At 69.2% G+C, this 24,082-nt stretch carries 21 protein-coding genes; 4 read left to right on the top strand and 17 right to left on the bottom strand.

Annotated elements, in window-relative coordinates; all coding sequences use genetic code 11:
- Positions 1-11: 11 nt before the first annotated feature.
- From nuoK to JWN68_RS00155, 13 genes are all read right to left on the bottom strand, one after another.
- Positions 12-305: an NADH-quinone oxidoreductase subunit NuoK gene (gene nuoK / locus JWN68_RS00215; RefSeq protein WP_297732925.1), complete on the bottom strand. Its 294-nt coding sequence runs from the start codon at positions 303-305 to the stop codon at positions 12-14.
- Positions 302-1,129 carry an NADH-quinone oxidoreductase subunit J gene (locus JWN68_RS00210; protein ID WP_297732922.1) on the bottom strand — a complete coding sequence of 276 codons (828 nt, stop codon included), beginning with the start codon at positions 1,127-1,129 and terminating at the stop codon, positions 302-304. The genes nuoK and JWN68_RS00210 overlap by 4 nt, the downstream gene beginning before the upstream one ends.
- A complete protein-coding gene (gene nuoI, locus JWN68_RS00205; RefSeq protein WP_297732919.1) occupies positions 1,129-1,734 on the bottom strand; it encodes an NADH-quinone oxidoreductase subunit NuoI in 606 nt (201 codons plus the stop codon). Before nuoI ends, JWN68_RS00210 begins: the two co-directional genes overlap by 1 nt.
- Positions 1,734-3,119, bottom strand: coding sequence for an NADH-quinone oxidoreductase subunit NuoH (gene nuoH / locus JWN68_RS00200; protein WP_297732915.1), 1,386 nt, complete (start codon positions 3,117-3,119; stop codon positions 1,734-1,736). Before nuoH ends, nuoI begins: the two co-directional genes overlap by 1 nt.
- Positions 3,116-5,506, bottom strand: coding sequence for an NADH-quinone oxidoreductase subunit G (locus JWN68_RS00195; RefSeq protein WP_297732912.1), 2,391 nt, complete (start codon positions 5,504-5,506; stop codon positions 3,116-3,118). The genes nuoH and JWN68_RS00195 overlap by 4 nt, the downstream gene beginning before the upstream one ends.
- Positions 5,503-6,813, bottom strand: a complete 1,311-nt coding sequence (gene nuoF, locus JWN68_RS00190; RefSeq protein WP_297732909.1) for an NADH-quinone oxidoreductase subunit NuoF — start codon at positions 6,811-6,813, stop codon at positions 5,503-5,505. Before nuoF ends, JWN68_RS00195 begins: the two co-directional genes overlap by 4 nt.
- 5 nt (positions 6,814-6,818) lie before the next feature.
- On the bottom strand, positions 6,819-7,595 hold the full coding sequence (gene nuoE, locus JWN68_RS00185) for an NADH-quinone oxidoreductase subunit NuoE (protein ID WP_297732907.1): 777 nt from the start codon (positions 7,593-7,595) through the stop codon (positions 6,819-6,821).
- A 53-nt stretch (positions 7,596-7,648) separates the two neighbouring features.
- Positions 7,649-8,902, bottom strand: a complete 1,254-nt coding sequence (locus JWN68_RS00180) for an NADH-quinone oxidoreductase subunit D (protein WP_297732946.1) — start codon at positions 8,900-8,902, stop codon at positions 7,649-7,651.
- Positions 8,903-8,997: 95 nt separating this feature from the next.
- Positions 8,998-9,624, bottom strand: coding sequence for an NADH-quinone oxidoreductase subunit C (locus JWN68_RS00175; RefSeq protein WP_366519712.1), 627 nt, complete (start codon positions 9,622-9,624; stop codon positions 8,998-9,000).
- 248 nt (positions 9,625-9,872) lie between these two features.
- Positions 9,873-10,427: an NADH-quinone oxidoreductase subunit B gene (locus JWN68_RS00170; protein WP_297732905.1), complete on the bottom strand. Its 555-nt coding sequence runs from the start codon at positions 10,425-10,427 to the stop codon at positions 9,873-9,875.
- A 138-nt stretch (positions 10,428-10,565) separates the two neighbouring features.
- On the bottom strand, positions 10,566-10,925 hold the full coding sequence (locus JWN68_RS00165; RefSeq protein ID WP_297732902.1) for an NADH-quinone oxidoreductase subunit A: 360 nt from the start codon (positions 10,923-10,925) through the stop codon (positions 10,566-10,568).
- A gap of 204 nt (positions 10,926-11,129) precedes the next feature.
- Positions 11,130-11,903, bottom strand: a complete 774-nt coding sequence (locus JWN68_RS00160) for an SDR family oxidoreductase (protein WP_297732899.1) — start codon at positions 11,901-11,903, stop codon at positions 11,130-11,132.
- A 232-nt stretch (positions 11,904-12,135) separates the two neighbouring features.
- Positions 12,136-12,411 (bottom strand): hypothetical protein, encoded by a 276-nt coding sequence (locus tag JWN68_RS00155; RefSeq protein WP_297732896.1) that lies wholly within the window; start codon positions 12,409-12,411, stop codon positions 12,136-12,138.
- 984 nt (positions 12,412-13,395) lie between these two features.
- On the opposite strand from JWN68_RS00155, the gene JWN68_RS00150 reads away from it, so the two are divergent.
- Both JWN68_RS00150 and JWN68_RS00145 read left to right on the top strand, forming a co-directional pair.
- A complete protein-coding gene (locus JWN68_RS00150) occupies positions 13,396-14,682 on the top strand; it encodes an aminotransferase class V-fold PLP-dependent enzyme (RefSeq protein ID WP_297732893.1) in 1,287 nt (428 codons plus the stop codon).
- 127 nt (positions 14,683-14,809) lie between these two features.
- A complete protein-coding gene (locus JWN68_RS00145; protein ID WP_297732891.1) occupies positions 14,810-15,193 on the top strand; it encodes a VOC family protein in 384 nt (127 codons plus the stop codon).
- Between the two features lie 5 nt (positions 15,194-15,198).
- On the opposite strand, the gene JWN68_RS00140 is transcribed toward JWN68_RS00145, so the two are convergent.
- The 3 genes from JWN68_RS00140 to JWN68_RS00130 all read right to left on the bottom strand — a co-directional run bounded on the left by JWN68_RS00140 (position 15,199) and on the right by JWN68_RS00130 (position 20,631).
- Positions 15,199-16,443 carry an MFS transporter gene (locus JWN68_RS00140; protein WP_297732888.1) on the bottom strand — a complete coding sequence of 415 codons (1,245 nt, stop codon included), beginning with the start codon at positions 16,441-16,443 and terminating at the stop codon, positions 15,199-15,201.
- Positions 16,444-16,507: 64 nt separating this feature from the next.
- Positions 16,508-16,861 (bottom strand): hypothetical protein, encoded by a 354-nt coding sequence (locus JWN68_RS00135; RefSeq protein WP_297732885.1) that lies wholly within the window; start codon positions 16,859-16,861, stop codon positions 16,508-16,510.
- A 212-nt stretch (positions 16,862-17,073) separates the two neighbouring features.
- Positions 17,074-20,631 carry an MBG domain-containing protein gene (locus JWN68_RS00130; RefSeq protein WP_297732882.1) on the bottom strand — a complete coding sequence of 1,186 codons (3,558 nt, stop codon included), beginning with the start codon at positions 20,629-20,631 and terminating at the stop codon, positions 17,074-17,076.
- 89 nt (positions 20,632-20,720) lie between these two features.
- Here JWN68_RS00130 and JWN68_RS00125 point away from each other — a divergent pair, with 89 nt between their 5' ends.
- Positions 20,721-20,915 carry a hypothetical protein gene (locus JWN68_RS00125; RefSeq protein ID WP_297732879.1) on the top strand — a complete coding sequence of 65 codons (195 nt, stop codon included), beginning with the start codon at positions 20,721-20,723 and terminating at the stop codon, positions 20,913-20,915.
- A 15-nt stretch (positions 20,916-20,930) separates the two neighbouring features.
- Here the strand turns inward: JWN68_RS00125 and JWN68_RS00120 are convergent, their stop codons facing one another.
- Positions 20,931-21,641, bottom strand: a complete 711-nt coding sequence (locus tag JWN68_RS00120; protein ID WP_297732877.1) for a TetR/AcrR family transcriptional regulator — start codon at positions 21,639-21,641, stop codon at positions 20,931-20,933.
- A gap of 136 nt (positions 21,642-21,777) precedes the next feature.
- On the opposite strand from JWN68_RS00120, the gene JWN68_RS00115 reads away from it, so the two are divergent.
- Positions 21,778-24,024: an MMPL family transporter gene (locus JWN68_RS00115; RefSeq protein ID WP_297732875.1), complete on the top strand. Its 2,247-nt coding sequence runs from the start codon at positions 21,778-21,780 to the stop codon at positions 24,022-24,024.
- Positions 24,025-24,082: the final 58 nt, after the last annotated feature.

Genomic DNA, 24,082 nt, shown 5'->3' with positions numbered 1-24,082 from the left:
CGTCAGATCCCTCAGTACTTCAGCAGACTGGCGTCGTCGACCGAGGCCGAACGTCGGGTGCGGAAGATGGTCATGATGATCGCGAGGCCGATGACGACCTCGGCGGCGGCCACCACCATCACGAAGAACGCGGCGATCTGGCCGTCGAGGTTGCCGTGCTGCTTGGCGAAGGCGACGAGGGCGAGGTTGCCGGCGTTGAGCATGAGCTCGATGCACATGAAGACCACGATCGCGTTGCGTCGGGTCAGGACACCGATGCAGCCGATCGTGAACAAGATGGCTGACAGGACGACGTACTGCGTCACTTGACGTCCTCCCCTGTGCTGGCCTCTGTGTTGGCTGCGGCGCCGGACTTGCCGGAGGTCCCGGGCAGGACGGCTCCGTCGATGCCGGACTGGCGCTGGAGCTCCTCGATGTCATCGGCCATGGCGGGCGCCGAGCGCATCACGCCGCGGGCAGCCAGCACCCGGGAGACGGAGGCCTCGGAGGCGGTGCCGTCGGGAAGCAGCGCCGGGGTGTCGACCGCGTTGTGGCGGGCGTAGACGCCGGGCGCGGGCAGCGGACCGGGGTGCTTGCCGGACTCGGCGTAGTCGCGCATCCGCTTCGCGGCCATCGCGGCCTGGGTCTCCTTCGGCGTCAGGCGCTCGCGGTGGGCGAGCACCATCGCGCCCACGGCGGCCGTGATCAGCAGCGCACTGGTGGCTTCGAAGGCGAAGACGTAGCGGGAGAACAGGATGTTGGCGAGCTGCTCGATGTTGCCGCCGGTGTTGGCCTCCTCGAGACCGACCGCCGTGCCGAGCGAGATCTGGCTGAAGGCGGTGACGAGCACCGCGCCGAAGACCAGGCCGAGGACGATCGCCATGAGGCGCTGGCCCTTGATCGTCTCCACGATCGAGTCGGAGGCGTCGACGCCGACGAGCATCAGCACGAAGAGGAACAGCATCAAGATGGCGCCGGTGTAGACGATGATCTGTACGGCGAAGAGGAACGGTGCCTCGAGCACGGCGTAGAGCACCGCGAGGCTGATCATCACGACGGCCAGCAGCAGGGCTGCGTGCACGGCCTTGCGGACGAACAGGATGCCGAGGGCGGCGACCACCATGATCGGGGCCAGGATCCAGAAGGCCATCAGTGCGTCCCCTCCGGCTCGGGCGCGTTGGCGTGGTCGGACGGACCCCTGGTGGGCATCGGCTCGGTGCCGACCGGCGGGGCAGCGAAGTCGCCGCGGTAGTAGTCGGTGTCGTCCTTGCCGAGCAGCATCGGGTGCGGGGGCTGCTCCATGCCGGGCAGCAGCGGAGCCAGCAGGTCGGACTTCTCGTAGATCAGGTCGGCCCGGGTGGTGTCTGCGAGCTCGTACTCGTTGGTCATCGTCAGCGCGCGCGTCGGGCAGGCCTCGATGCAGAGCCCGCACAGGATGCACCGCAGGTAGTTGATCTGGTAGACGCGGCCGTAGCGCTCCCCCGGGGAGAAGCGCTCGTCGGTGGTGTTGGAGTCGGCCTCGACATAGATGGCGTCCGCCGGGCAGGCCCAGGCGCACAGCTCGCAGCCGATGCACTTCTCCAGGCCGTCGGGCCAGCGGTTGAGCTGGTGCCGACCGTGGAAGCGCGGAGCGGTGGGCTGCTTCTCGAAGGGGTACTGCTCCGTCACGACCTTCCTGAACATCGTGCGGAACGTGACCCCGAACCCGGCGACCGGGTCCCAGAACTGCTCCTTGAGGGTCTTCGGCTCAGCCATCATCTCTCCTCATGCGTGTCGGTCGCGCTCTCGGAGGCGCTTCCCGCCACGGTCCTGCTTCGGTCGGCAAACGTCAGCGGGCGTGCGGCCCCGCGGACCGCGCCCCCGGCCGGCATCGGCGGGGTGGGGAAGCCACCGGCGAAGGCGTCGACGTGGTCGGCGTCCTGCTCGGCAGCGTTGTCGTCGTCGTCCTTGTCCGGGAGGAAGAACAGCACGAGGAACAGGACCAGGAAGACCCCGGCGCCGATCAGGATGTGCCTGCGCTCGACACCGCCCTCGAGGGTGATGACGCGGATGGTCGCGACGAGCACGATCCACACCAGCGAGGCCGGGATCAACCACTTCCAGCCGAACGCCATGAACTGGTCGTAGCGCATCCGCGGCAACGACCCGCGCAGCCAGATGAAGAAGAAGATGAAGATCATCATCTTGCCGAGGAACCACAGCACGGGCCAGTAGCCGGAGTCGGCGCCCTCCCAGAGCTGAATGAGCGGCCACGGGGCGTGCCACCCGCCGAGGAACAGCGTCGTCGCGAGCGCCGAGACCGTCGCCATGTTGATGTATTCGGCGAGGAAGAACAGCGCGAACTTCAGGCTCGAGTATTCGGTGTGGAAGCCGCCGACCAGCTCGCCCTCGGCCTCGGGCAGGTCGAAGGGCGCGCGGTTGGTCTCCCCGATCATGGCGATCACGTAGATCACGAAGGACGGGAAGAGGATCAGGGCGTACCACGTCGGGACCGGGATGACGCCCAGCCAGTAGGACGTCTCCGGGTTCTGCGCCGCAACGATCTCCGAGGTCGACATCGACCCGGCGTAGAGGAAGACCGCCACGAGCGCGAGACCCATCGCGACCTCGTAGGAGATCATCTGCGCGCTGGACCGCAGACCGCCGAGCAGGCTGTACGTCGACCCGCTGGACCAGCCGCCGAGGACGATGCCATAGATGCCGATCGAGGCGATCGCCATCACGAAGAGCACCGCGACCGGCATGTCGGTGAGCTGCAGCGGCGAGGTTCGGTCGCTGAAGGGCACGTCGACCACGGGTCCGAACGGGATGACGGAGAACGTCACGAAGGCGGGGATCACCGCGATCACCGGCGCGAGGAGGAAGACCACCTTGTCGGCGGCCTTGGGGATAATGTCTTCCTTGAGCGCGAGCTTCACACCGTCTGCCAGCGACTGCAGGAGGCCGAAGGGGCCGTGCACGTTGGGACCGATGCGGTGCTGCATCCGGGCCACGACGCGGCGCTCGAGCCAGATGTTGAACAGCGTCAGCAGGACCAGGACGAGGAAGATCAGCACGGCCTTGACCAGGATCAGCCACCACGGGTCGCGGCCGAAGACCGACAGGTCGTCAGCGACGAGCGCGGTCGTGAGGTGCGTCATCGTCGGGCTCCCTTGATCGTGACGGAGCTGCCGGGTGAGGCGAGGTCGGCCAGCACACCGCGGCCCGCGGAGTTGGCGGGCACCCAGACCACGCCGTCGGGTAGGTCGCCCACCTCCACCGGCAAGGTCACCGATCCGCGGTCACCGGTCAGCGTGGCGGTCGCCGGCTCCCCCAGCATCCCGAACAGCGCGTCGTACGCCGCCGGGTTGACCCGGGCGACGGCCGCGCGGGCCGTGGCTGCGAGGTGGGCGTCGCCGTCCTGCATCGAGCCCAGGTCGAGCAGGTGCTTCCAGCTCGACAGGACGAACGCGCGGGCCTTGGTGCGCCCCGCCTTCTTCTCCTTGACGGGGCCGAGCGGAGCGCGTGCACCGTCCCAGGGGCCCATCGACTCCATCTCGGCGCGGACGTCGTGCGGCGTACGGAAGCCCAGCGGCGAGCCGAGCTCCTCCGCGATGCCGGCAAGGATGCGCAGGTCGGGCAGCGACGCGGGGTTGGCGAGCACCGCCTCGAAGGGGCGCGGGCGACCCTCCCAGGTGATGAACGTGCCGGCCTTGTCGGTCACCGGGGCGACCGGGAAGACGACGTCTGCGCGAGCCGCCACCTCGGTGAGGCGGAGCTCGAGGCTGACGACGAACTGGGCGAAGTCGATCGCCGCCAGGGTCGCGGCGGGGTCGCTGGTGTCCCGCGGGTCGACGCCGCCGATGACGAGACCGCCGAGCTGGCCCTTGGCGAGCGCGGCGATGATCGCGTTGCCGTCACGACCCGCGGTGTCTGGCAGCGAGCCGGTGCCCCAGGCGGTCGCAGCGTCGACGCGTGCGCCGGCGTCGGCGACCGGACGGCCACCGGGCAGCAGGGTCGGCAGGCAGCCGGTCTCGACCGCACCACGGTCCCCGGCGCGGCGCGGCACCCAGGCGAGCCGGGCCCCGGTCGTCCTGGCCAGCTCGAGGGCGGCGGTGAGGGCGCCGTGGCTCTGTGCCAAGCGCTCTCCGACGAGGATCACGCCACCGGCGTCGAGGGCGGTCTCGCCGTCGTCGGCCAGCGCGCGAAGGGCGTCTGCTTCCTCACCGGGCACGGTGGGGATGAGCCTTCCGTTCATCTTCTGGAGCCCACGGGTGGTGAAGGGCGCCACGGCGACGATCCGCGTCTTGGCCTTCGACGCCTTGCGGAGCCGCAGGAAGATGCTGGCCGCCTCGTCCTCGGGCTCGAGGCCGGCCAGCACGACGACGGAGGCCGTCTCGAGGTCGGCGTATTCCACCTCGTTGCTCAGCGGGACGAAGGAGGTGAGGAAGTCGGCCTCCTCGGCACTGTGCGGACGGGCGCGGAAGTCGATGTCGTTGGTGCCGAGGGCGACCCGGGCGAACTTGGAGTAGGCATAGGCGTCCTCCGCGGTCACCCGCCCTCCGGTGAGTACGGCGCTGGAGCCGGCGGCCCGCAGACCGCGAGCAGCGACGGCGAACGCCTCGGACCAGGAGGCTGGCCGCAGCTCGCCGTCCTCACGAACCATCGGGTGGCTGAGGCGGTCCGGCTGTCGCGCGTAGTGGAAGGCGAAGCGGTCCTTGTCGCTGATCCACTCCTCGTTGACCTCGGCGTCGTTGCCGGCGAGGCGGCGCATCACCTTGCCGCGCCGGTGGTCGACGCGGATCGCGGCACCGCAGGAATCGTGCTCGGCGACGCTCGGTGTCGACACCAGGTCGAAGGGGCGCGACCGGAAGCGGTATTCCGCGCTCGTCAGCGCCCCGACCGGGCAGATCTGGATCGTGTTGCCGGAGAAGTAGGACAAGAACGGTGCGTCATCGGCGACGCCGATCTGCTGCTGCGCCCCACGCTCGATGAGCGCGATGAAGGGGTCGCCGGCGATCTCGTCGGTGAAGCGGGTGCAGCGCTGGCAGACGATGCAGCGCTCACGGTCGAGCAGCACCTGCGGCGAGAGGGCGATCGGCTTGGGGAAGGTGCGCTTGACGCCGTCGAAGCGGGTCTCGCCACGGCCGTTGGACATCGCCTGGTTCTGCAGCGGGCACTCGCCGCCCTTGTCGCACACCGGGCAGTCGAGCGGGTGGTTGATGAGCAGGAACTCCATGATGCCCTGTTGCGCCTTGTCCGCCACCGGGCTCGTCACCTGGGTCTGGACGACCATGCCCTCGGCCACCGGCAGCGTGCAGGACGCCTGAGGCTTGGGGATGGGCTTGCCGTTGCCGGCATCGGGGATGTCAACGAGGCACTGGCGGCAGGCACCCACGGGTGCCAGCAGCGGGTGGTCGCAGAAGCGCGGGACCTGGACACCGATCTGCTCGGCGGCGCGGATGACCAGCGTGTCCTTGGGGACACTGATCTGGATCCCGTCGATCGTGACGTTGACCAGGCCGGTCTTTTCAGGAGTCGTGGTCATGCGGGGGCTCCATGGCTGGCGAAGACGGTCGAGGCGGCCGGGTCGAGCGGGCAGCCGCCGTGACGCAGGTGGGCGAGGTATTCGTCGCGGAAGTACTTGATGGAGCTCGAGATCGGGCTGACGGCCCCGTCCGCGAGCGCACAGAACGACCGGCCGAGGATGTTGTCGCACTGGTCAAGGAGCAGGTCGAGGTCCGCCTCGCTGCCCTCCCCCTTCTCCAGCCTGGCGAGTGTCTGGACCAGCCACCACGTGCCCTCACGGCACGGGGTGCACTTGCCGCAGGACTCGTGCTTGTAGAACTCGGTCCAGCGCAGCACGGCCCGGACGACGCAGGTCGTCTCGTCGAAGAGCTGGAGGGCGCGGGTCCCGAGCATGGAACCTGCAGCTGCAACGCCCTCGAAGTCGAGGGGTACGTCGAGGTGCTCGTCGGTCAGCAGCGGGGTGCTGGAGCCACCGGGCGTCCAGAACTTCAGCTGGTGCCCGGCGCGCATCCCGCCGGCGAGGTCGACCAGCTCGCGCAGGGTGATGCCCAGCGGGGCTTCGTACTGACCGGGCTTGGTGATGTGCCCCGAGAGGCTGAAGATGCCGAAGCCCTTGGACTTCTCGGTGCCCATGGAGGCGAACCAGTCGGCGCCGTTGGCGATGATGCTCGGCACCGAGGCGATCGACTCGGTGTTGTTGATGACCGTCGGGCTGGCGTAGAGGCCGGCCACGGCGGGGAACGGCGGGCGCAGGCGCGGCTGTCCACGACGGCCCTCGAGGCCCTCGAGGAGCGCGGTCTCCTCGCCACAGATGTAGGCACCGGCACCGGCGTGCACGACGATGTCGAGGTCATAGCCCGTGCCGTTGATGTCCTTGCCGAGGTGGCCGGCGAGATACGCCTCTTGTACGGCGTGCTGCAGCCGGCGGATGACGTGGAGCACCTCGCCGCGCACGTAGATGAACGCGTGGTTGGCGCGGATCGCGAACGAGCTGATGATGACGCCCTCGACCAGCGTGTGCGGGCTGGCCATCATGAGCGGGATGTCCTTGCAGGTGCCCGGCTCGGACTCGTCGGCGTTGACCACGAGGTACTTCGGCTTCGGGTTGTCCTGGGGGATGAACCCCCACTTCATGCCGGTGGGGAAGCCGGCGCCACCGCGGCCGCGCAGACCGGAGTCCTTGACGGCTTGAATAATCGCGTCGGGCCCTCCGTATTCAGGGGTGAGCGCCTTCTTCATCGCCGCGTAGCCGCCCTGCTTCTCGTAGGCGGCCAGCGTCCAGGCGCGGTCCTGGCCCCAGTTGTCGGTCAGGACGGGGGTCAGCATGTCCATTACTTGACTTCCTTGGACAGGGTCTCGGACTCGGCACGCGACGTGTCGGCCTCTTCGACGGCCTCGATCTTGGTCCCGGGTTCCTCGGTTGGCCCGGACGAGTCGCTCGTGGGCGCCTTCCAGCCACGCTCGCGCGCGATCTCGAGCCCGACCAGCGAGGCCGGGCCGGCGGCCGGCCCCTCGTTGGCGAGCCCGTCGTTGAAGCCGGCAAGCACCCGCTCGGCCTGCTTCCAGGTGCACAGCTTCGGTCCGCGGGTCGAGTGGACCGCCTCGCCGGCACGGAGGGCGTCGACGACCTGGACGGCGGACTCCGGGGTCTGGTTGTCCATGAACTCCCAGTTGACCATCATCACCGGGGCGTAGTCGCAGGCCGCGTTGCACTCGATGTGCTCGAGCGTGATCGCGCCGTCCTCGCTGGTCTCGTCGTTGCCGACGTCGAGGTGCTCCTTGAGCCGGTCGAAGATCACGTCGCCACCCATGACGGCGCAGAGAGTGTTGGTGCAGACGCCGACGAGGTAGTCACCGACGGGCTTGCGCTTGTACATCGTGTAGAACGTCGCGACACCGCTGACGTCGGCGGCGGAGATGCCGAGCACCTTGGCGCAGGCCTCGATGCCTTCCGAGGTCACTCGGCCCTCGACCGACTGCACGAGGTGGAGCATCGGGAGCAGGCCCGAGCGGGGCTCGGGGTAGCGCGCGGCGATGGCCTCCAGCTCGGCGTACGTCTCGGGGGTGATCTGGGTGTCGTTCTCGCTGAATCGGCGGATCTGCGTCATTTCTGATTTGAGCCCTCGGTCGCTCGCTCGTGCCTCGCTTGGCTCTGTCGGGCTCATCGGTCCACGCCTCCCATGACGGGGTCGATCGAGGCGATGGCGACGATGACGTCGGCGATCATGCCGCCCTCGCTCATCACGCTTGTGGCCTGGAGGTTGGTGAAGGACGGGTCGCGGAAGTGGGCGCGGAACGGGCGGGTGCCCCCGTCGGAGACGAGGTGCGCGCCCAGCTCGCCACGGGGCGACTCGACCGGGACGTAGGCCTGGCCGGCCGGGACGCGGAAGCCCTCGGTGACCAGCTTGAAGTGGTGGATCAGGGCTTCCATCGACTCACCCATGATGTGGCGGATGTGGTCGAGGGACTGGCCCATGCCGTCGGAGCCGATGGACAGCTGGCTGGGCCAGGCGACCTTCTTGTCGTCGACCATGACCGGTGCGCCCTCGAGGCCGGCGAGCCGGTCGGCGGCCTGCTCGATGATCTTGAGGGACTCGTGCATCTCGGCCAGGCGCACCCGGAAGCGGCCGTAGGCATCGGCGGTGTCCCAGGTCATGACGTCGAAGTCGTAGTCCTCGTAGCCGGAGTAGGGCTCGGACTTGCGGAGGTCCCAGGCGTAGCCGGTGGCGCGCAGCGGCGGTCCGGAGAGCCCGAGCGCCAGGCACCCGGCGAGGTCGAGGTGGCCGACGCCCTCGAGACGCGCCTTGAAGATCGGGTTGGCGTTGCAGAGGTCGGCGTATTCGGGCAGCCGCTTCTTCATCAGCGCGGTGAAGTCGCGGATCTCGTCCAGTGCTCCCGGAGGAAGGTCCTGGGCGACGCCACCGGGACGGATGAACGCGTGGTTCATACGGAGCCCGGTGATGAGCTCGAAGAGGTCGAGCACGAGCTCGCGCTCGCGGAAGCCGATCGTCATCACCGTGAGCGCGCCGATCTCCATGCCACCGGTGGCGATCGCGACGAGGTGCGAGGAGATGCGGTTGAGTTCCATCAGGAGGACGCGCATGACCTGCGCCTTCTCCGGGATGGCGTCCTCGATGTCAAGGAGGCGCTCGACGCCGAGGCAGTACGTCGCCTCGTTGAAGAACGGCGAGAGGTAGTCCATCCGCGTGCAGAACGTGACGCCCTGCACCCAGTTGCGGTATTCCATGTTCTTCTCGATGCCGGTGTGGAGGTAGCCGATGCCACAGCGGGCCTCGGTGACCGTCTCACCGTCGAGCTCGAGGATCAGCCGCAGCACCCCGTGGGTCGAGGGGTGCTGGGGACCCATGTTGACCACGACGCGTTCCTCGACCGAGTCGTCGAGGCCCTGGGTGATGGAGTCCCAGTCCTGGCCGGTGACGGTGAAGACCTTGCCCTGGCTGGTGTCGCTGGGGTCGGCGTACACGTCCTGCTTGCTGTTGTCCGTGGTGGTCACGAGTACGACCTCCGCTGGTCGGGCGGCGGGATGGACCCGCCCTTGTATTCGACGGGGATGCCACCCAAGGGGTAGTCCTTGCGCTGCGGGTGACCCGGCCAGTCGTCGGGCATCAGGATCCGGGTCATGGAGGGGTGTCCGTCGAACTGGATGCCGAACATGTCCCACGTCTCGCGCTCGTGCCAGTCGGCTGTGGGATAGACGCTCACCAGGCTCGGGACGTGCGGGTCGGCGTCGGGGCAGGTGACCTCGAGGCGGATCCGCCGGTTGAAGGTCATCGAGAGCAGGTGGTAGACGACGTGCATCTCGCGGCCCTCGTCGTCGGGGTAGTTGACCCCGCTGACACTGGCGCAGAACTCGAAGCGGAGGTCTGCGTCGTCGCGCAGCATCTGGGCCACGAACGGCAGGTCGTGCCGGCGGACGTGGAAGGTGATCTCACCGCGGTGGACGACGACCCGCTCGATCGCGCCGTCGAGGTCGGTCGAGGTGAGGCGCGCCTCCAGGGCGTCGGCAACCTCGTCGAACCAGCCGCCGTAGGGGCGCTGGGCGTCACCGGGGTAGATGATCGGCGCCACGACGCCGCCGTAGCCGGACGTGTCGCCGGTGCCGCTGACGCCGAACATGCCCGTGCGGGTGCCGGCGCTGCGCCTGATCGACTGATCGCCGGTGACCAGGTCGGTCGAGGGGTCCAGCAGCTTCCGCTCCGGCTCGGACTTCGTCTTCTCGAGATCGGTGGTGGCGTTGGGTCCGACCGCTCGGCCTGCCACTCCGTCGAGGGGTGGCTTGTCCGCGGTGGGTCCAGTGGGATTGTCGGTCAATTCTGGTTCGACCCCTCGGTCGCTCGCTCGTTCCTCGCTCGGCTCGGTCGGGGTCATCGCAGCAGCCCCTTCATCTGGGACGTCGGCAGCGCCTTGAGCGCAGCGGTCTCCAGCTGCTCGATCTCGGCGATCCGGTTGGACCCGAGCTTGGTCGCCTGGACCTGGTCGTGGAGCTTGAGGATCGCGTCGATCAGCATCTCCGGGCGCGGCGGGCAGCCGGGGAGGTAGATGTCGACGGGGACGATGTGGTCGACGCCCTGGACGATGGCGTAGTTGTTGAACATGCCGCCGGAGCTGGCGCAGACACCCATGGCGAGGACGTACTTCGGCTCAGCCATCTGGTCATAGATCTGGCGCAGGACGGGAGCCATCTTGTTGCTCACGCGGCCGGCCACGATCATCAGGTCGGCCTGTCGCGGGCTGGCCCGGAAGACCTCCATGCCGAAGCGCGCCAGGTCGTACTTCGGGCCGCCGGTCGTCATCATCTCGATGGCGCAGCAGGCCAGGCCGAACGTCGCCGGCCAGAAGGACGCCTTGCGCATGTAGCCGGCGACGCCTTCCACGGTGGTGAGCAGCACGCCGCTCGGAAGCTTCTCTTCCAGTCCCATGTTGTTACTTCACTTCCGTTGAGGCTCGCGAGGCGCTGTGCATGCCAAGGCCGACGAGGGAAGGCGACCTTCGTGCGGAGCGAAGCGGAGCGGTCGACGACCGAGGAGAACGCAGGCAGGTGCAGTGCATCGCGAGCCTCAGTCCCATTCCAGGCCGCCGCGGCGCCATACGTATGCGTAGGCGACGAAGACAGTGGCGATGAAGAGGACCATCTCCACGAGGCCGAAGTAGCCCATGGCGTCGAAGTGGACGGCCCACGGGTAGAGGAAGATGATCTCGATGTCGAAGACGATGAACATCATCGCGGTGATGTAGTACTTCACCGGGACACGGCCGCCGCCGACGGGCTGCGGGGTCGGCTCGATGCCGCACTCGTAGGAGTCAAGCTTGGCCCGGTTGTCGCGCTTGGGCCCGATGGCGGCACTCATGATCACGGAGAAGACCGCGAACCCTGCTGCCAGGAGGGCCAACGCCAGTACTGGCGTGTAGAGCTCCATCCTGCGTTCCTTCCTTCTCGCCTCGCCGACGTCCTTGACGACGTCGTGCGTGACCTTGTGAACTGCTTCACGAGTGGCGCGGCCCACAGTCTAGGCCGCGGAATGACGTCCGTCACGTCGGGGGTGCGCGGGAAGAATCCGCACGCTCACCTGCAGATTTAGGCCAGCGGACCGTTGCGTTAATCGGCCCCGGGACGGACCCCGCTAGGAGCGCAGGTAGGAGGCCCCGTTCACGTCGACAATGGTGCCGGTCGAGAACCGTGCCTCCGGCGACGCGAGCCAGACCACCGCAGCCGCCACCTCTTCGGGATGTGCGACCCGGCCGAACGGCGACTGCGCCCGCACGGCGTCGCCGTCCGGACCGTCGAGCACCTCCCGCGCCATCTCGGTCTCCACGAAGCCAGGAGCGACGGTGCTGACCGAGATGCCGTGTGGCGCCAGAGCCAACGCCATCGACTGCCCGAAGGCGTTCATCCCGGCCTTGGACGCCCCGTAGGCGGGGCACGTGGGCTCGCCGCGGAAGGCGCCCCGGCTGGACACGTTGACGACGGCCCCGCCACCCGCGGCGCGCAGGTGGGGGATCGCGCAGAAGGTGGCATTGGCAGCGCCGGTCAGGTTGGTGGCGATCGTCTGCATCCACGCGCTCTGCCACTCGTCGTACGACGCCTCGAGCGGCGGGTGGGAGAGGAACACCCCCGCGTTGTTGACGAGCACGTCGAGGCGACCCAGCCGCTCGGCCGCGGTGTCGATGGCCGTCTTGATGTCCATGGCGTTGGTCAGGTCCGCCTGGACGGTGATGTGCCCCTCACCGGACAGTGAAGCGCGAACCAGCTCCGCCTTCTCCTCGGACGAGCCGTAGTGGAGGGCCACCCGATCCCCCCTCTCCGCGAACGCGCGGGCGATGGCGGCGCCGATGCCGCGGGACGCACCAGTGACGAGGACTGCTCGGGGAGGGGTCGGGACGCCTGCAGAGGTCATGGTGGCATCTTGCCCGGACGCAAAACCGCCACCCAAGGGCGTACCTCGGAGGCGGCTTCGCATACTGGAGAAGAGCCAACGTTGCGTTCCGCCTGGACGGTCCGCGCGGCCACTCTCGCCACCGCCAACGTACTCCGATTTCCGCCGGTCTGCTGCGATCGAGCAGCGGAGCCCGACGCGAGGCCATTGAGCGTTGTTCACATGCTGCCGCAACGACTGGCGGCAGTGGACGTCAGGACAGCTGCAGGCCGGCTGACCAGTAGCCGAACAGGTCTTCCGGGAGCCCCGACCTGTTCTCGGAGCGGACCACCAGGATCGCCTGCGTCTGGTTGGTGAGTGGGACCGACAGCCCCGTGGCCGAGCAGTGCGCGATGCTCCCCGGGAAGGAGATGTCGACCGGCGTGGTGCACGTCGCCCCAGGGACCGGGCTGAAGTAGTTGGACTGGTTCGACGACGTCCACGGCTGGACCCGGGAGCGTGGGCATCTCAGGGTCGAAGCTGAATCCATCGGTCATCATGAAGTAGCCGTTGATGCCGGTAAGGACCCGGTCGCCCGTGATCGGCTGGGTCAGGCCACCGACCGCGCTGTCTCTCGCGTTGATCGCGCCGCCGACGACGCCGACGTCGGTGACCGCGCCGGTTCCGCTGATCGGGAGCACGACAACGGTCGCCTCCCCTGCGCCGGGGGTGGTCTGGGTGTGCACTTCTCTGCCGGTGCTGCTCGACAGCATCGCGCCGGGGCCGCCGGAACCGTCGGCACCGTCGCGGCCGGGGGGTCCTTCGGGGCCGACAGGACCGGTCTCGCCGGTCGGCCCGGTCGGCCCGGTCGAACCGGTCGGCCCCGGAGCACCAGCGGGACCGGTCTGACCGGTCGGCCCGATGTCTCCGGCCGTGCCTGGCGCACCGGATGCACCTGCGGCGCCGGGTGCACCCGCTGCGCCCGTTGCCCCGGTGGACCCTGCCGCGCCGGTTGCGCCGATGGGCCCGATGCCTCCGGTCGCACCCGTGGGACCACTCGCGCCCGTAGGCCCGGCAGCACCCGCGGGACCCGTGCGGTCCACCCCGCGAACCCAGATGCGGTCCTCGTTGGCGCGGCACGGCGCGGCCTTGCGGACGATGCGGAGGTTCCCGGTCTCGACTCTGAACAGGCGCTGATGACGCGGCACTCCTGGTTCGGTCGTTCCGCGGCGACGGCCGTGCCCGCAGTGCCGGCGACGGCTGCCACGGCGAGAGTTGCGAGAGAGAGCGAGGCGAGGGCGCGCGGGCCGGTGATCACCTCCTGAAGGTAGTAGGTGCAGGACCAACCGGGTGTGAATCGGCAGCTGGGTTCGCGGCAGTTGCGGTGGGGCCGAGGGCGGTGGAGAGTGGCCACCCTGGACGCGGTGACCTGGAAGGTCGTGATGAGGTGAGGGCTACTCCTGAGTCCGAGGGGGCCCTCGTCCGGGCGCATCAACACGCCTTGACGTGGTTGGCCAGCCTGGATGAGCGTGCTGTGTCCCCGTCTGCATCGGTCGCCGACGTGGTTGCAGCGCTCGGCGCGGAGCTGCCCTCGGGGCCCACCGATCCAGCGGGGGTCGTCGACCTGCTGGTGAAGGGGGTGGAAGGCGGGCTGACGGCGATGCCGTCGGGTCGGTTCTTCGGGTTCGTGATCGGCGGCACGCATCCAGCCGCGTTGGCAGCGGACTGGTTGACCTCGGCGTGGGACCAGAACGCCGGGCTGCGCACCGTCACTCCTGCGGCGACCGCGGTCGAGGACCTCGCCGAGACGTGGGTGCTCGATCTGCTCGGTCTTCACCCGGGCAGCGCAGTCGGCTTCGTGACCGGTGGGACCATGGCCAACTTCACCTGCCTGGCCGCCGCCCGTGGTGCGGTGCTGGCCCGGGCGGGGTGGGACGTCGGGCAGGACGGACTGGTCGGCTCGCCGGGGGTGCGAGTCCTGGCAGGGACGGAGCGTCACGACTCGGTCGATCTCGTGCTGCGCTACCTCGGCCTGGGTGCGCCGGAGCTCGTTCCGGCCGACGATCAGGGCCGGATCGACCCGGTGGCGCTCCGCAGGATGCTGGGGGACGGTGACGAGCGGCCGGTGGTGGTGGTCCTCCAGGCTGGCAACGTCCACTCCGGGGCGTACGACCCGTTCGTGGAGGCGATCGCGGTTGCGCACGAGTACGGCGCATGGGTGCACGTGGACGGCGCGTTCGGGCTCTTCGCCGGCGCCAGTCCGGCATACCGCCACCTTGTCGACGGCTACGAGGCAGCTGACTCCTGGGCGACCGATGCGCACAAGACGCTCAACGTGCCGTACGACTGTGGGTTGGCGATCGTGCGCGACCCGGCCGTCCTGCGGGCGGCGATGTCGATGCACGGTGACTACCTGATCCACGACGATGCCGGCGACCCGTTCGAGAAGGTCCCTGAACTGTCTCGCCGAGCGCGCGCGTTCCCCGTGTGGGCAGTGCTGCGGTCGCTGGGTCGCAGCGGGGTGGCCGAGCTGGTGGAGGGTCTGGCCGGTCATGCTCGGACGTTCGCCGACGGAATCGCGGCCATCGACGGTGCCGAGGTCCTCAACGACGTGGTCTTCACGCAGGTGTGCGCTGTCTTCGGCGACGATGCCCGCACACGGGAGGTGGTTCGTCGGATGTTGGCGGACGGCACCGCGTGGACCAGTGGCTCGGTCTGGCACGACCGGGCCGTGCTGCGCATCTCGGTCAGCAACTGGTCCACGACCGACGGCGACGTTGACCGCACGCTCGACGCACTTCGCGCCGCCGCAGCAGGGTGACAACCCCCCGAATGGAGCCCCCGTGCGCACCACCGCTCGCGCCCTCGTCACCACCGTGCCCTGGCCGGACGTAGTTGCCCGGCTCTTGCGGAAGCGTTTCATCCGCAACTCCTTCTAGCCTGCCGTCATGACAAGTCACTGGACCTTGGGTTGCGATGCCAACGATCCACACCTGCTGGCCGCCTTCTGGGCAGCAGCGCTGGGCTACGTGCCTGAGCCGGGGTACGAAGACCCCGATGGAGCATCGATCATCGACCCCGAAGGCAAGGGTCCGGCGATCGGATGGCTCCGCGTGCCAGAGACGAAGACGGCCAAGAACCGGCTCCACATCGACATCCGTGTTGCCGGCGACGAGGCATGGGACATGGCCGCCCGAGAAGAGCTGATCCGGGACAAGGTGCCCGAGCTTGTTGCTCTCGGCGCCACCGTCGTCCGCGAGGAGCACTACGGGACAGTCCTTGGACACGTCGTCATGTTGGACCCGGAAGGCAACGAGTTCTGCGTCGCGTGACGGGTCTAGACGTCTGAGCGCGAGAGCACGGGCGGCGGCGCGCCGGTGAGTCTGACACCGGCGATGGTGCGTCGAGTGAGTGCACACGCAGCCACCAGTACGGCGAGGGCGAAGCAGGCCAGCTCGACGCGTCCAGCGCCGAAGGCGACGACGAGGGGACCCACCGCCACCAGCCCGATCGGAGTGGCGACGAACGAGAAGAACCCGTCGATCGCCATGATCCGCGACAGCATCGCTTCGGGCACCTTCTCCTGCACCAACAGGTTCCAGGACAGGTCCAGCAGACTCAGCGCGGTGCCGGCGACAACGAAGGAGACGGAGAGAGCCCAGAGGTTCACCTCGGTGCCGAGCACGAGCATCGGGACGCAGTAGACGACGAAGGCGACCATGATCACCTTCATCGGCGCGGTCACCTTCACCTTGGCCAGGAAGAACGCGGCGATGAACACTCCCAACGCCTGCCCGGACGTGGCTATGCCCCAACCCTGGCTGCCGATCGTGTCGTCGGCGATCACCGGACCGAGGACGTTGATCGCGCCGCTGACCAGGGCGTTGAAGACCAGCGCGGCTGACGCAGCCGGAATCACCCAGCCCAGCTGACGCGCGAACGCCCAACCCGCGACGAAGTCTCCGATGACGCTTGCCTTGGCCTGGCTGCGATCACCCGCCGGCAGGCGTACCAACAACAGCAGCGCTGCAGCCAGCAGGTATGTCGAAGCGTCGATCGCCAGCGCCCACCCCGGGCCGACCGTCGCGACCAGGATCCCGGAGATCGCTGGACCCAGGATGCCGACAGCACTGGTGGCTTGACCGATGAGCAGGTACGCCGACTGACGCTCCTCGACCGGCAGCAGGATCGGGACCATCCCGAGGAACGCGGGGTAGCTCACGGCGAACACGGTGCCGGCCACCGCCTGGAGGACGATGAGGTGCCAGATCTCGGCCTGCCCGCTGATGACGAGACCCGCCGTGAGCGCCTGAGCAATGCCTTGGACGAGGTTGCACCCGCGCAGCACCACGGCCCGGGGCAGCCGGTCGGCGATCGCTCCACCGAGGAGCATGAACACCACCATCGGCACGCTCGACGCGGCCAGCACCCAGCCGAGAGCCGATGCAGAATCGTCGATGTCGAGTACGGCGAATGCCAGCGCCACACCGGCCATCGACGAGCCGACTCGGTTCACGACCTGGCCGATGAAGAAGTAGCGGAAGGCCGGTGTCGCGAGCGGCGACAGTCGGCTGTTACTCACCGGGAGAGTGAAGCGGCAAACCCAGCGGTAGACAAGTCAGTTGTGACCGATCCTCGACGTCCGCTCAAGCCGTCAGGAGTCCGATACCCAGCGTCGTGAGGCTGACGGCCAGCAGTGCTGCGCCTGCAAGCACGAGGACGATCAGTGGGTCGGGCTCGGTGCGCCCGCGGCCCATGGAGGAGAAGAAGAATCCGACGGGCATCAGGAGCGCCGAAGCCGCAACACCGCTGCGTGCCAGCCACTCCCGGGCACCAGCAAGGTCGGTCATGTCCATGAAGAGCTGGCACACCAGCGCCAGGACGAGCAGCACCCCGGCGTGGGCGTGACCGGCGCGCGCGAACTTCTCCTGGAACGGCGTCACCTGGTCTCGGCCGCGGACGATCTTGAGCAAGTAGAGACCGCCGGTCTCGACCGTCACCAGAGCGAGGAAGAAGCGTCTCCTTCACGACCAACGGAGACCGCGCCCTGTGCCTGACGTTTCGCGAGCCGGTGGTGGCGCTCGACCCGACCGGCACCCTCCGTCACCCCGGCGCGACCCCCGCCGTAACGGATCCAGAGGGGCTCGCCGCGGCCATCGACCTGCCGCTGTAGGTCCTCAGTTCGGCTAAGTCTTGTCGCGCCAGAAGAGACTCACCTCACGGGAAGCTCGATGGTCGCGCGACGCACGGTCGTGCCGTCTGCTCCCGTGATGGCGAGCACGACGGTGTGTGTCCTGCCGCGCGAGAGGGCGGCACTGCGCAACCGGGCCAGGAACGGTCGGTCCTTGTCGGCGCCGCCGAGGCGGAAGCAGGTCGTGGTCCCACGAACGCCCTCGACACGCAGAGTCGCGCGACACTCGGACCCGATCGCAACGGCTCGAGCTCGCGTGATCATGCGGTCGTTGACATCGGTCAGCGCGATGAGCACCGGGATCGTCGCCGCACCTCGGGCGCCACCGGGACGCTGGCGGGCGGCAGCGAGAGACCACTCGAATCCACGGATGCCGTATCCGATCTTCACGATCCCCGGGACGGTGCTCACCTCGTAGTCAGGGATGGTCGCCCCGGAACAGCTGACGCGATACGTCCCGGCCGGGCTCGTGGCGAGGGCCTCGGTGACGCACGTGGCGGGCTCGAGCAGGTCGCTGGTGCCGTCGCCGTTGACGAAGCCCGAGTAGGTGGGGACCAGGGCCGTCGTCACACCGATGCGCCGCTTGATGGAGGGAGCGGTGACGACCAGCGGGGCCTTGGCGATCGCGAAGGAGCGCGTGACGGACGGTGCCGGCGCGTAGTCAGCGGTGCCCTCCTGCGTGGCGGACACGGTGCAGGTGCCGGCGCCCAGCAGTCGCACAGTGGTGCCGACGAGATCGCAGGCACCGGTCGCGGTGGCACCGACCGGTCGGCCCGATGCACCTCCGGTCGCCGACAGCGGCACGGACGGGTCGCCGTACGTCCGGTCGCGCAACGCACCGAGGTCGATGACCTGCTTCGCCTGTGCGACGTCGATGGAGACCGTTCGGGAGCTGGGCAGGAAGCGGGCTTCCGAGGCCCGGTCGGGCTCGAAGAGGGCGGTGATCGTCTGCCCGGCACCTGCGTGGAGCAGAGCGCCGTCGGCATTCGTCGCTCCGTCAGCGAGGACGTAGGAAATGGTGCCCGTCGCTCCGGGGGTGCTGATGATCGCGTCGAGCTGGTCGGCGCCGAGGGGCGTGCCGAAGACGATCGGGTCGGGCGTCGCCCACGCGATCTCGGCCGTGCCCCGACCGGTGATCGTCACGTTGCGGACGACGGGGGTCGCTGCCTCGAAGTCGTCGGTCCCGTCCTGCGAGGCCGTGACGACACAGGCTCCGGCGCGGGTGATCGTGACGGTCGCGCCGCTCACCGAGCAGGCGCCGTCCGCGGCGAAGGTCACCGGCTGGCCGGAGTCGCCCCCCGTGGCGACGACGTCGAACGGCGCGTCGCCGTACGCGTGGTCATTCGGTGCTGTGAAGTCGATGACCTGGGCCGCCTTGGTGACCACCAGGGTCACCTCCTCGCTCGCCCCGAGGTAGTTGCCCGCCGTCGGTCCGGTGGCGTCGAACGTGGCACGCAGCGTGTGCTCACCGGCGCCCAGCACCACGCCGCGCGCGCGGCTGCCGTCGGCGAGGGTGTAGGTCAGGTCACCGTCGACGTCACGGACGGTCTCGACGGAGGCCGCGAGCTGCTCGTCGCCGAGCGGCGTGCCGTGGACGATCGCGGCGGGCGTCGGCCACCTGACGACCGGCAGTGCCCGGTCGACGTGGACCATGGTCGAGAGGGCGATCGGCTTCCAGCGGTCGGCACTGGGGCCGGTGGGCTCCCAGCGTGCGGTGAGCAGGTGGTCGCCGGCATCCAGCAGCGCTCCTGCGGCCGGGGCGTCATTCCCCGCCGTGAAGGTGAGCTGCCCCACCGGGGCAGCAGCGGACGGATCGATGTCGGCGTCGACGACCGCGTCGAGCTGGTCGGGTCCGACCACCTCGCCGTAGGTCAGGTCGCCGGGGTGCGTCCACGTCAGCACGGGTGTGCCCTTGGCGACGGACACGGTACGGACGACCTGCGCCGCCTGGTGGTTGGCGGCGGCGGCCTGGTCGACCGTGATCTCGCAGGCACCAGCGCTGGTCGGGGTGACGGTGCGACCGGCGACCGTGCAGGGGCCCGATGTGGTGACGGTGATGTCACCCGGGCCGTCGCTCGTGGGGTCGACCACGAACGGGGCGTCGCCGTAGGTCCGGTCGGCGATGGTCGGTACGTCGAGGTGCTGGGGCGCGCGGAGGACGTCGAGCTTCTGCGACGCGGTGGCCGTGGTGTAGCGGGAGGCGTCGGCGGGCGTGAAGACGACATCCAGGACCTGCCCGAGACCGGCACCGGGCTTCGTCGAACCGTCGACCGGGTCGCCGTTGAGGCGGTAGGCCCACGTGCCGGGCACAGTGGTGCTCGCGTCGAGGAGGGCGGCCAGCGTGGCGCCGTACGTCATCTCCTCGCCAGGGTTCCAGGAGACCACCGGGGTGCGGCGGTCGACCGTAACGGAGCGCTGGGCGACCGGCGCGGCGAGGTAGGTCGCTGTCTGTGCCTGGCCGGCTTCCAGCACGCACGTGCCCGCCTGCGTGACCGTGACGGTCGCGGCGCCGGCGGGGCCGTTGCCGTGGTCGACCACCGTGCACGTGCTGTCCGCGGTGGCGCCGATGCTGACGTCGCCGCCGTCCGCGGTGCCGGCGGCGGTGACCTCGAACGGGTCGGCGTCGACGAGCACGTCGGTCGGCGTCGACCCGAAGGAGACGCTCTGCGGGATGCGCACGACGTCGACGGTGCGTTCCACCGTGACCGAGTTGTAGGCGTTGGCGGCCTGCCCGGTCGGGGTGTACGTCGCACGGAGCACTTGATTGACCCCGGCCGCCAGCTCACTCGCCGAGAGCAGGGCGTTGCCGGCGCCGTCGGAGTAGCTGATGGTGCCGGCTGCGTCGGCAGGCGCCACGGTGGCGCCGAGGACCGTGCCCAGCCGCCGACCGGCCACGATCTCGCTTGGCGGATTCCACGCGATGGTGGGGTTGGCCTTGTACACGGTGACCGGGAAGCTCGCCGTTCCGGTCTTGCCGCCAGCGTTCGTGGCCGAGCAGGTGACGGTGGTGGCACCCGGGGGGAAGGTGGTGCCGGACTGGGGGCTGCAGGTAGCGCCGTAGGTGCCATAGACGGCGTCAGAGCCGTATGCCGAGTAGGTCGCTGGTGCGCCGTTCACGCTGGTGGCCGTGGTGTTGATCGGTCCCGACGTGTAAACCGTGGGGGTGGGCGCCGCCATGTTCACGTTCCACGTCATGCTCATCAAGCCGCCCGTGCTGAGGGTGAACCCCACCACGATCTGATAGGTGCCCCCAAGGGGGATCACCCTGTTGACGATGTTGCAGTTGCCGGTGGTGAAGTTTCCGCCGAAAGCCCTGGTGAAGTTGTTGCCCTCGGGGAAGTTGGCGTAGCAGCCGGTGATCCGGGCGCCGAGGAAGGTGTTGGCCGTCCCACTCCAGGCGAATGAGACCTGCTGGCCGACCGTGGCCGTCGCGGGCGGGGCCGTCGTCCACGCGATGGTCTGGATCGCGAACGCCGGCGTGCTGGGCACGACAACCAGCGCAGCGGCCGCCAACAACGAGGCGAACCCGCCCACGGCGCGGCGGAGGAAGCGGGACCGAGGACGGGCCGTGATCAGCATCCCTGCACGCTAGGTCGCCCCCGGTGCGAGCGTGGTCGAACGAGCGGGGCGTGGCCGTTCGGTGCCGGACTGTGTACATCGCAACATCCGTGAACGCTTGCCGGGTCGCCCGAACCGTGCCGACCGTCACGATCGCCCCGCACATCACCCGGGCGTCACGGATAGTGGACCGCGAGCTCGGAGGCGAAGCTTCGAGTGTGGTGCAAGCGATGGTCGAGACGGCCGTGCTGACGGCGTACGACTCCGCGGGCAACGTGTTGTCGTCGGCCGCGCTGCGCGACTGACCGCAGAGCAGGTCGTCAGTCGGTCGGGATGCCCGCCGCCAGGGCGGCCGCGCGCAGGGTGCTCACGAACAGGGCTTCGCGGGCCTCGTCCGTCATCCAGTGGAACTGGCCGTAGGCGTCGAGGCAGGTGAATCCGTGCAGGGTGGCCCAAGCCTGCATCATGGCCTGGAAGCTCTCGGGCGGCACGAGGCCGCCCAGCTCCGGATGCTTCTCGGCGGCACAGGCGGCCATCTCGTCGGAGACCTCACGGACGAGCGGCTCCTGGAGCACGCCCAGCTCCGCGGCGCGGATGAAGAGCAGCGACAGCTGCCCCATCGCGTCCTTGGCGGCATCCGTGGTCGGCCCGTCCTCAGGGGCGACGTAACCGGGCACGGGCATCCCGAGGATCAGGGCGAACTGCTCGGGCTCGCGGCGCGCCCAGTTGCGGTACGCCGTCCCGACTGCGATCCAGCGACCACCGATGTCGTCGGGGTCGCGCTGCTCGCGGGCGTCGGCGACCTCGCGACCCAGCTCGCGGTAGGCCTCGGTGATCAGCTCGGTCAGCAACGCGTCGCGGTCGGCGAAGTAGCGGTACAGCGCCGGCGGGGTCATCCCCATCTCCTTGGCGATGTCGGTGAACCGGACGTCGACGGTGCCCTGCTTGCGCATCAAGCCGCGAGCGACGTCCTTGATCTCCTCCACGGTGGCCGCGCGTTGACGCTCGCGGCGGGTCGGGGCGTCGGTCACGGTGGTCTCCTCCCCGAGAGGGACTAGGCGGGCAGAACCAGAAGCGTTATGCATCTTCACATAGGTGACACCACTTGACAAGTGATTCAGCATAGTGTTCGTTATGGAACATCACGCTTCAGAAGGAGCATCACTCATGACCACCTTGTCCCCCGAGCGCCCGCTCGCCCCCACCCGTTCGTCCGCGCGGGTCGGCCCGCTCGGCCGCCTTGCTCGCCTCACCTTCCGCCATCGCGGCAAGACCGTGCTCGCCTGGCTGGCCGCCCTGGCCATCGCCGTCCTGCTGTCGATGTCGATGGGCGGTGACTTCAAGGCCGACTACTCCGCCCCGGGCTCCGACTCCCAGGAGGCGCAGACGCTCCTCGAGGACCGGTTCCCGTCCCAGGCGGGCGCAGTGGTCGACGTCGTCGTGCGGGTCGACGGCGGCGTACAGAACGAGCAGCAGGCGGTCCAGGACCTGCTTGCCGACCTCGGCTCGGTCGCCCACGTCGAGACGGTCAGCGATCCCTTCCAGGACCCCGCCGGCATCAGCCAGGACGGCACGACACTGGTGGCACAGCTGCGCCTCGATGTCGAGAACCCTGTGGACATGCCGCACAAGAACAGCGAGCAGCTGCTCGAGATCGCGGACGACGCCTCGAGCGCCGGCTTCGAGGTCGGCCTGGGCGGCGAGAGCACCGTGCAGGCCGAGCAGGGCGAGATCGGCTCCGAGGGCGTCGGCCTGGTCGCAGCAGCGATCATCCTGCTGATCATGTTCGGCTCGGTCGTCGCCGCCGGACTCCCGATCGTGGTGGCTGTCGCCGGACTGGCTGTGAGCAGCACGCTGACCGCCGTCGCCATCTCCTTCGTCGACGCACCTGACTGGTCGACCTCGCTCGCCACGATGATGGGCATCGGCATCGGCATCGACTACGCGCTGCTGATGGTCACCCGCTTCCGCGAGTGGCGCTCTGCCGGGCTCGACCCCGAAGCCGCCACGGTCGCCACCCTCGACACCGCCGGCCGCTCGGTGATGGTGGCGGGCACCACGGTGGTGATCAGCATGCTCGGCCTGTTCGCCATGGGCCTGTCGTTCATGCGCGGCGCCGCCGTCGTGACCATCCTCAGCGTGCTGGTCGTGATGCTCGCCAGCGTGACGCTGTTCCCAGCTCTCCTGGGCTACCTCGGCAAACACGTCGACCGGCTCCGCCTGCCGATCGGGCGAGGCCACACCGTCGTCGTCGCCGAAGGCGGTCACGTCGAGCCGTCGCGGGCCTGGATCGCCTGGAGCCGCTTCGTCGACCGCCACCGCATCGGGGCCGCGCTCGTCGGGGTCGCCGTCCTGCTGGCGCTCGCGTTCCCGTTCCTCGACGTCCGCTTCGGCTTCCCCGACGCCGGCAACAACCGCGAGGAGACCAGCAGCCGACAGGCCTACGACGACCTGGCCGACGGATTCGGCCCCGGCATGAACGGCGCGCTGGTCCTCGTGGCCGAGGTCCCGGACGGTACGGCGACCAGCACTCTCGACCAGATCTCGGCCGCCGTCGCCGAGACCGAGGGAGTGGCCGGCGTCGCGCCGGCGGGCCTCAACCCGGAAGGCGACACGGCCGTGATCACCGTCATCCCGACGACGGGCCCCCAGGACGCCGAGACCGTCGACCTGGTCACCACCTTGCGCGACGACGTCCTCCCCGCCGCGACCGACGGCACGGACGTGGCCGTCCATGTCGGCGGCGTCACCGCCGCCTCGATCGACAGCTCCGACAACATCGCGAAGCGACTCCCGCTGCTGATCGGTGGCGTGGTGCTGCTGTCGATGCTGCTCCTGGTGGCGTCGTTCCGCTCGGTCGCGGTCGCCGTGAAGGCGGCCGTGATGAACCTGTTGTCCGTCGCTGCGGCGTACGGCGTCGTGGCCCTCGTCCTCCAGGGCGGCTGGGCCGGCCAGCTGATCGGCATCGACACCCCCACGCCACTGCCGGCGTTCGTGCCGGTCCTGATGTTCGCGGTGCTCTTCGGGCTGTCCATGGACTACGAGGTCTTCCTCGTGAGCCGGATGCGCGAGGTCTGGCTGCGCACGCGCAGCAACGAGGAAGCCATCCTCGGCGGCCTCGCCGGCACCGGCCGGGTGATCACTGCCGCGGCAGCGATCATGGTGGCGGTGTTCGCGGCGTTCGTACCCTCGCCTGACGTGGTGCTCAAGGTGATCGGTGTCGGCATGGCCGCGGCGATCTTCATCGACGCGACGGTGGTTCGCCTGCTGCTCGTCCCCTCGGTGATGCACCTGCTCGGCAACGCCAACTGGTGGATGCCCGCGTGGCTCGGCCGGCTCCTCCCCGAGCTGCACGTCGAGGGGCACCCGGAGGACCACCTGCCGGCGAGGGAAGCCGCAACAGCCAGCGTCTAGGCAGGACGCGAGGGAGACGTCGAGCGCGGTCGACGTCTCCGGGCGGATCTCCGGAACC

The sequence above is a fragment of the Nocardioides sp. genome (assembly GCF_025964975.1).
In the GTDB taxonomy this organism is placed as follows: Bacteria; Actinomycetota; Actinomycetes; order Propionibacteriales; family Nocardioidaceae; genus Nocardioides.
Note: the sequence above shows the minus strand (reverse complement) of the source record. Positions and strands in the feature narration are given on the sequence as shown.

Bases quoted from the DNA above. Each gene is read 5' to 3' on its own strand.
- JWN68_RS00160 (WP_297732899.1), bottom strand. From the start codon at position 11,903: ATGACCTCTGCAGGCGTCCCGACCCCTCCCCGAGCAGTCCTCGTCACT.
- JWN68_RS00210 (WP_297732922.1), bottom strand. From the start codon at position 1,129: ATGGCCTTCTGGATCCTGGCCCCGATCATGGTGGTCGCCGCCCTCGGC.
- JWN68_RS00175 (WP_366519712.1), bottom strand. From the start codon at position 9,624: ATGTTCGGCGTCAGCGGCACCGGCGACACGTCCGGCTACGGCGGCGTC.
- JWN68_RS00195 (WP_297732912.1), bottom strand. From the start codon at position 5,506: ATGACCACGACTCCTGAAAAGACCGGCCTGGTCAACGTCACGATCGAC.
- JWN68_RS00155 (WP_297732896.1), bottom strand. From the start codon at position 12,411: ATGGATTCAGCTTCGACCCTGAGATGCCCACGCTCCCGGGTCCAGCCG.
- nuoF (WP_297732909.1), bottom strand. From the start codon at position 6,813: ATGCTGACCCCCGTCCTGACCGACAACTGGGGCCAGGACCGCGCCTGG.
- nuoH (WP_297732915.1), bottom strand. From the start codon at position 3,119: ATGACGCACCTCACGACCGCGCTCGTCGCTGACGACCTGTCGGTCTTC.
- nuoI (WP_297732919.1), bottom strand. From the start codon at position 1,734: ATGGCTGAGCCGAAGACCCTCAAGGAGCAGTTCTGGGACCCGGTCGCC.
- JWN68_RS00130 (WP_297732882.1), bottom strand. From the start codon at position 20,631: ATGCTGATCACGGCCCGTCCTCGGTCCCGCTTCCTCCGCCGCGCCGTG.
- nuoE (WP_297732907.1), bottom strand. From the start codon at position 7,595: ATGACGCAGATCCGCCGATTCAGCGAGAACGACACCCAGATCACCCCC.
- JWN68_RS00170 (WP_297732905.1), bottom strand. From the start codon at position 10,427: ATGGGACTGGAAGAGAAGCTTCCGAGCGGCGTGCTGCTCACCACCGTG.
- JWN68_RS00165 (WP_297732902.1), bottom strand. From the start codon at position 10,925: ATGGAGCTCTACACGCCAGTACTGGCGTTGGCCCTCCTGGCAGCAGGG.
- JWN68_RS00115 (WP_297732875.1), top strand. From the start codon at position 21,778: ATGACCACCTTGTCCCCCGAGCGCCCGCTCGCCCCCACCCGTTCGTCC.
- JWN68_RS00145 (WP_297732891.1), top strand. From the start codon at position 14,810: ATGACAAGTCACTGGACCTTGGGTTGCGATGCCAACGATCCACACCTG.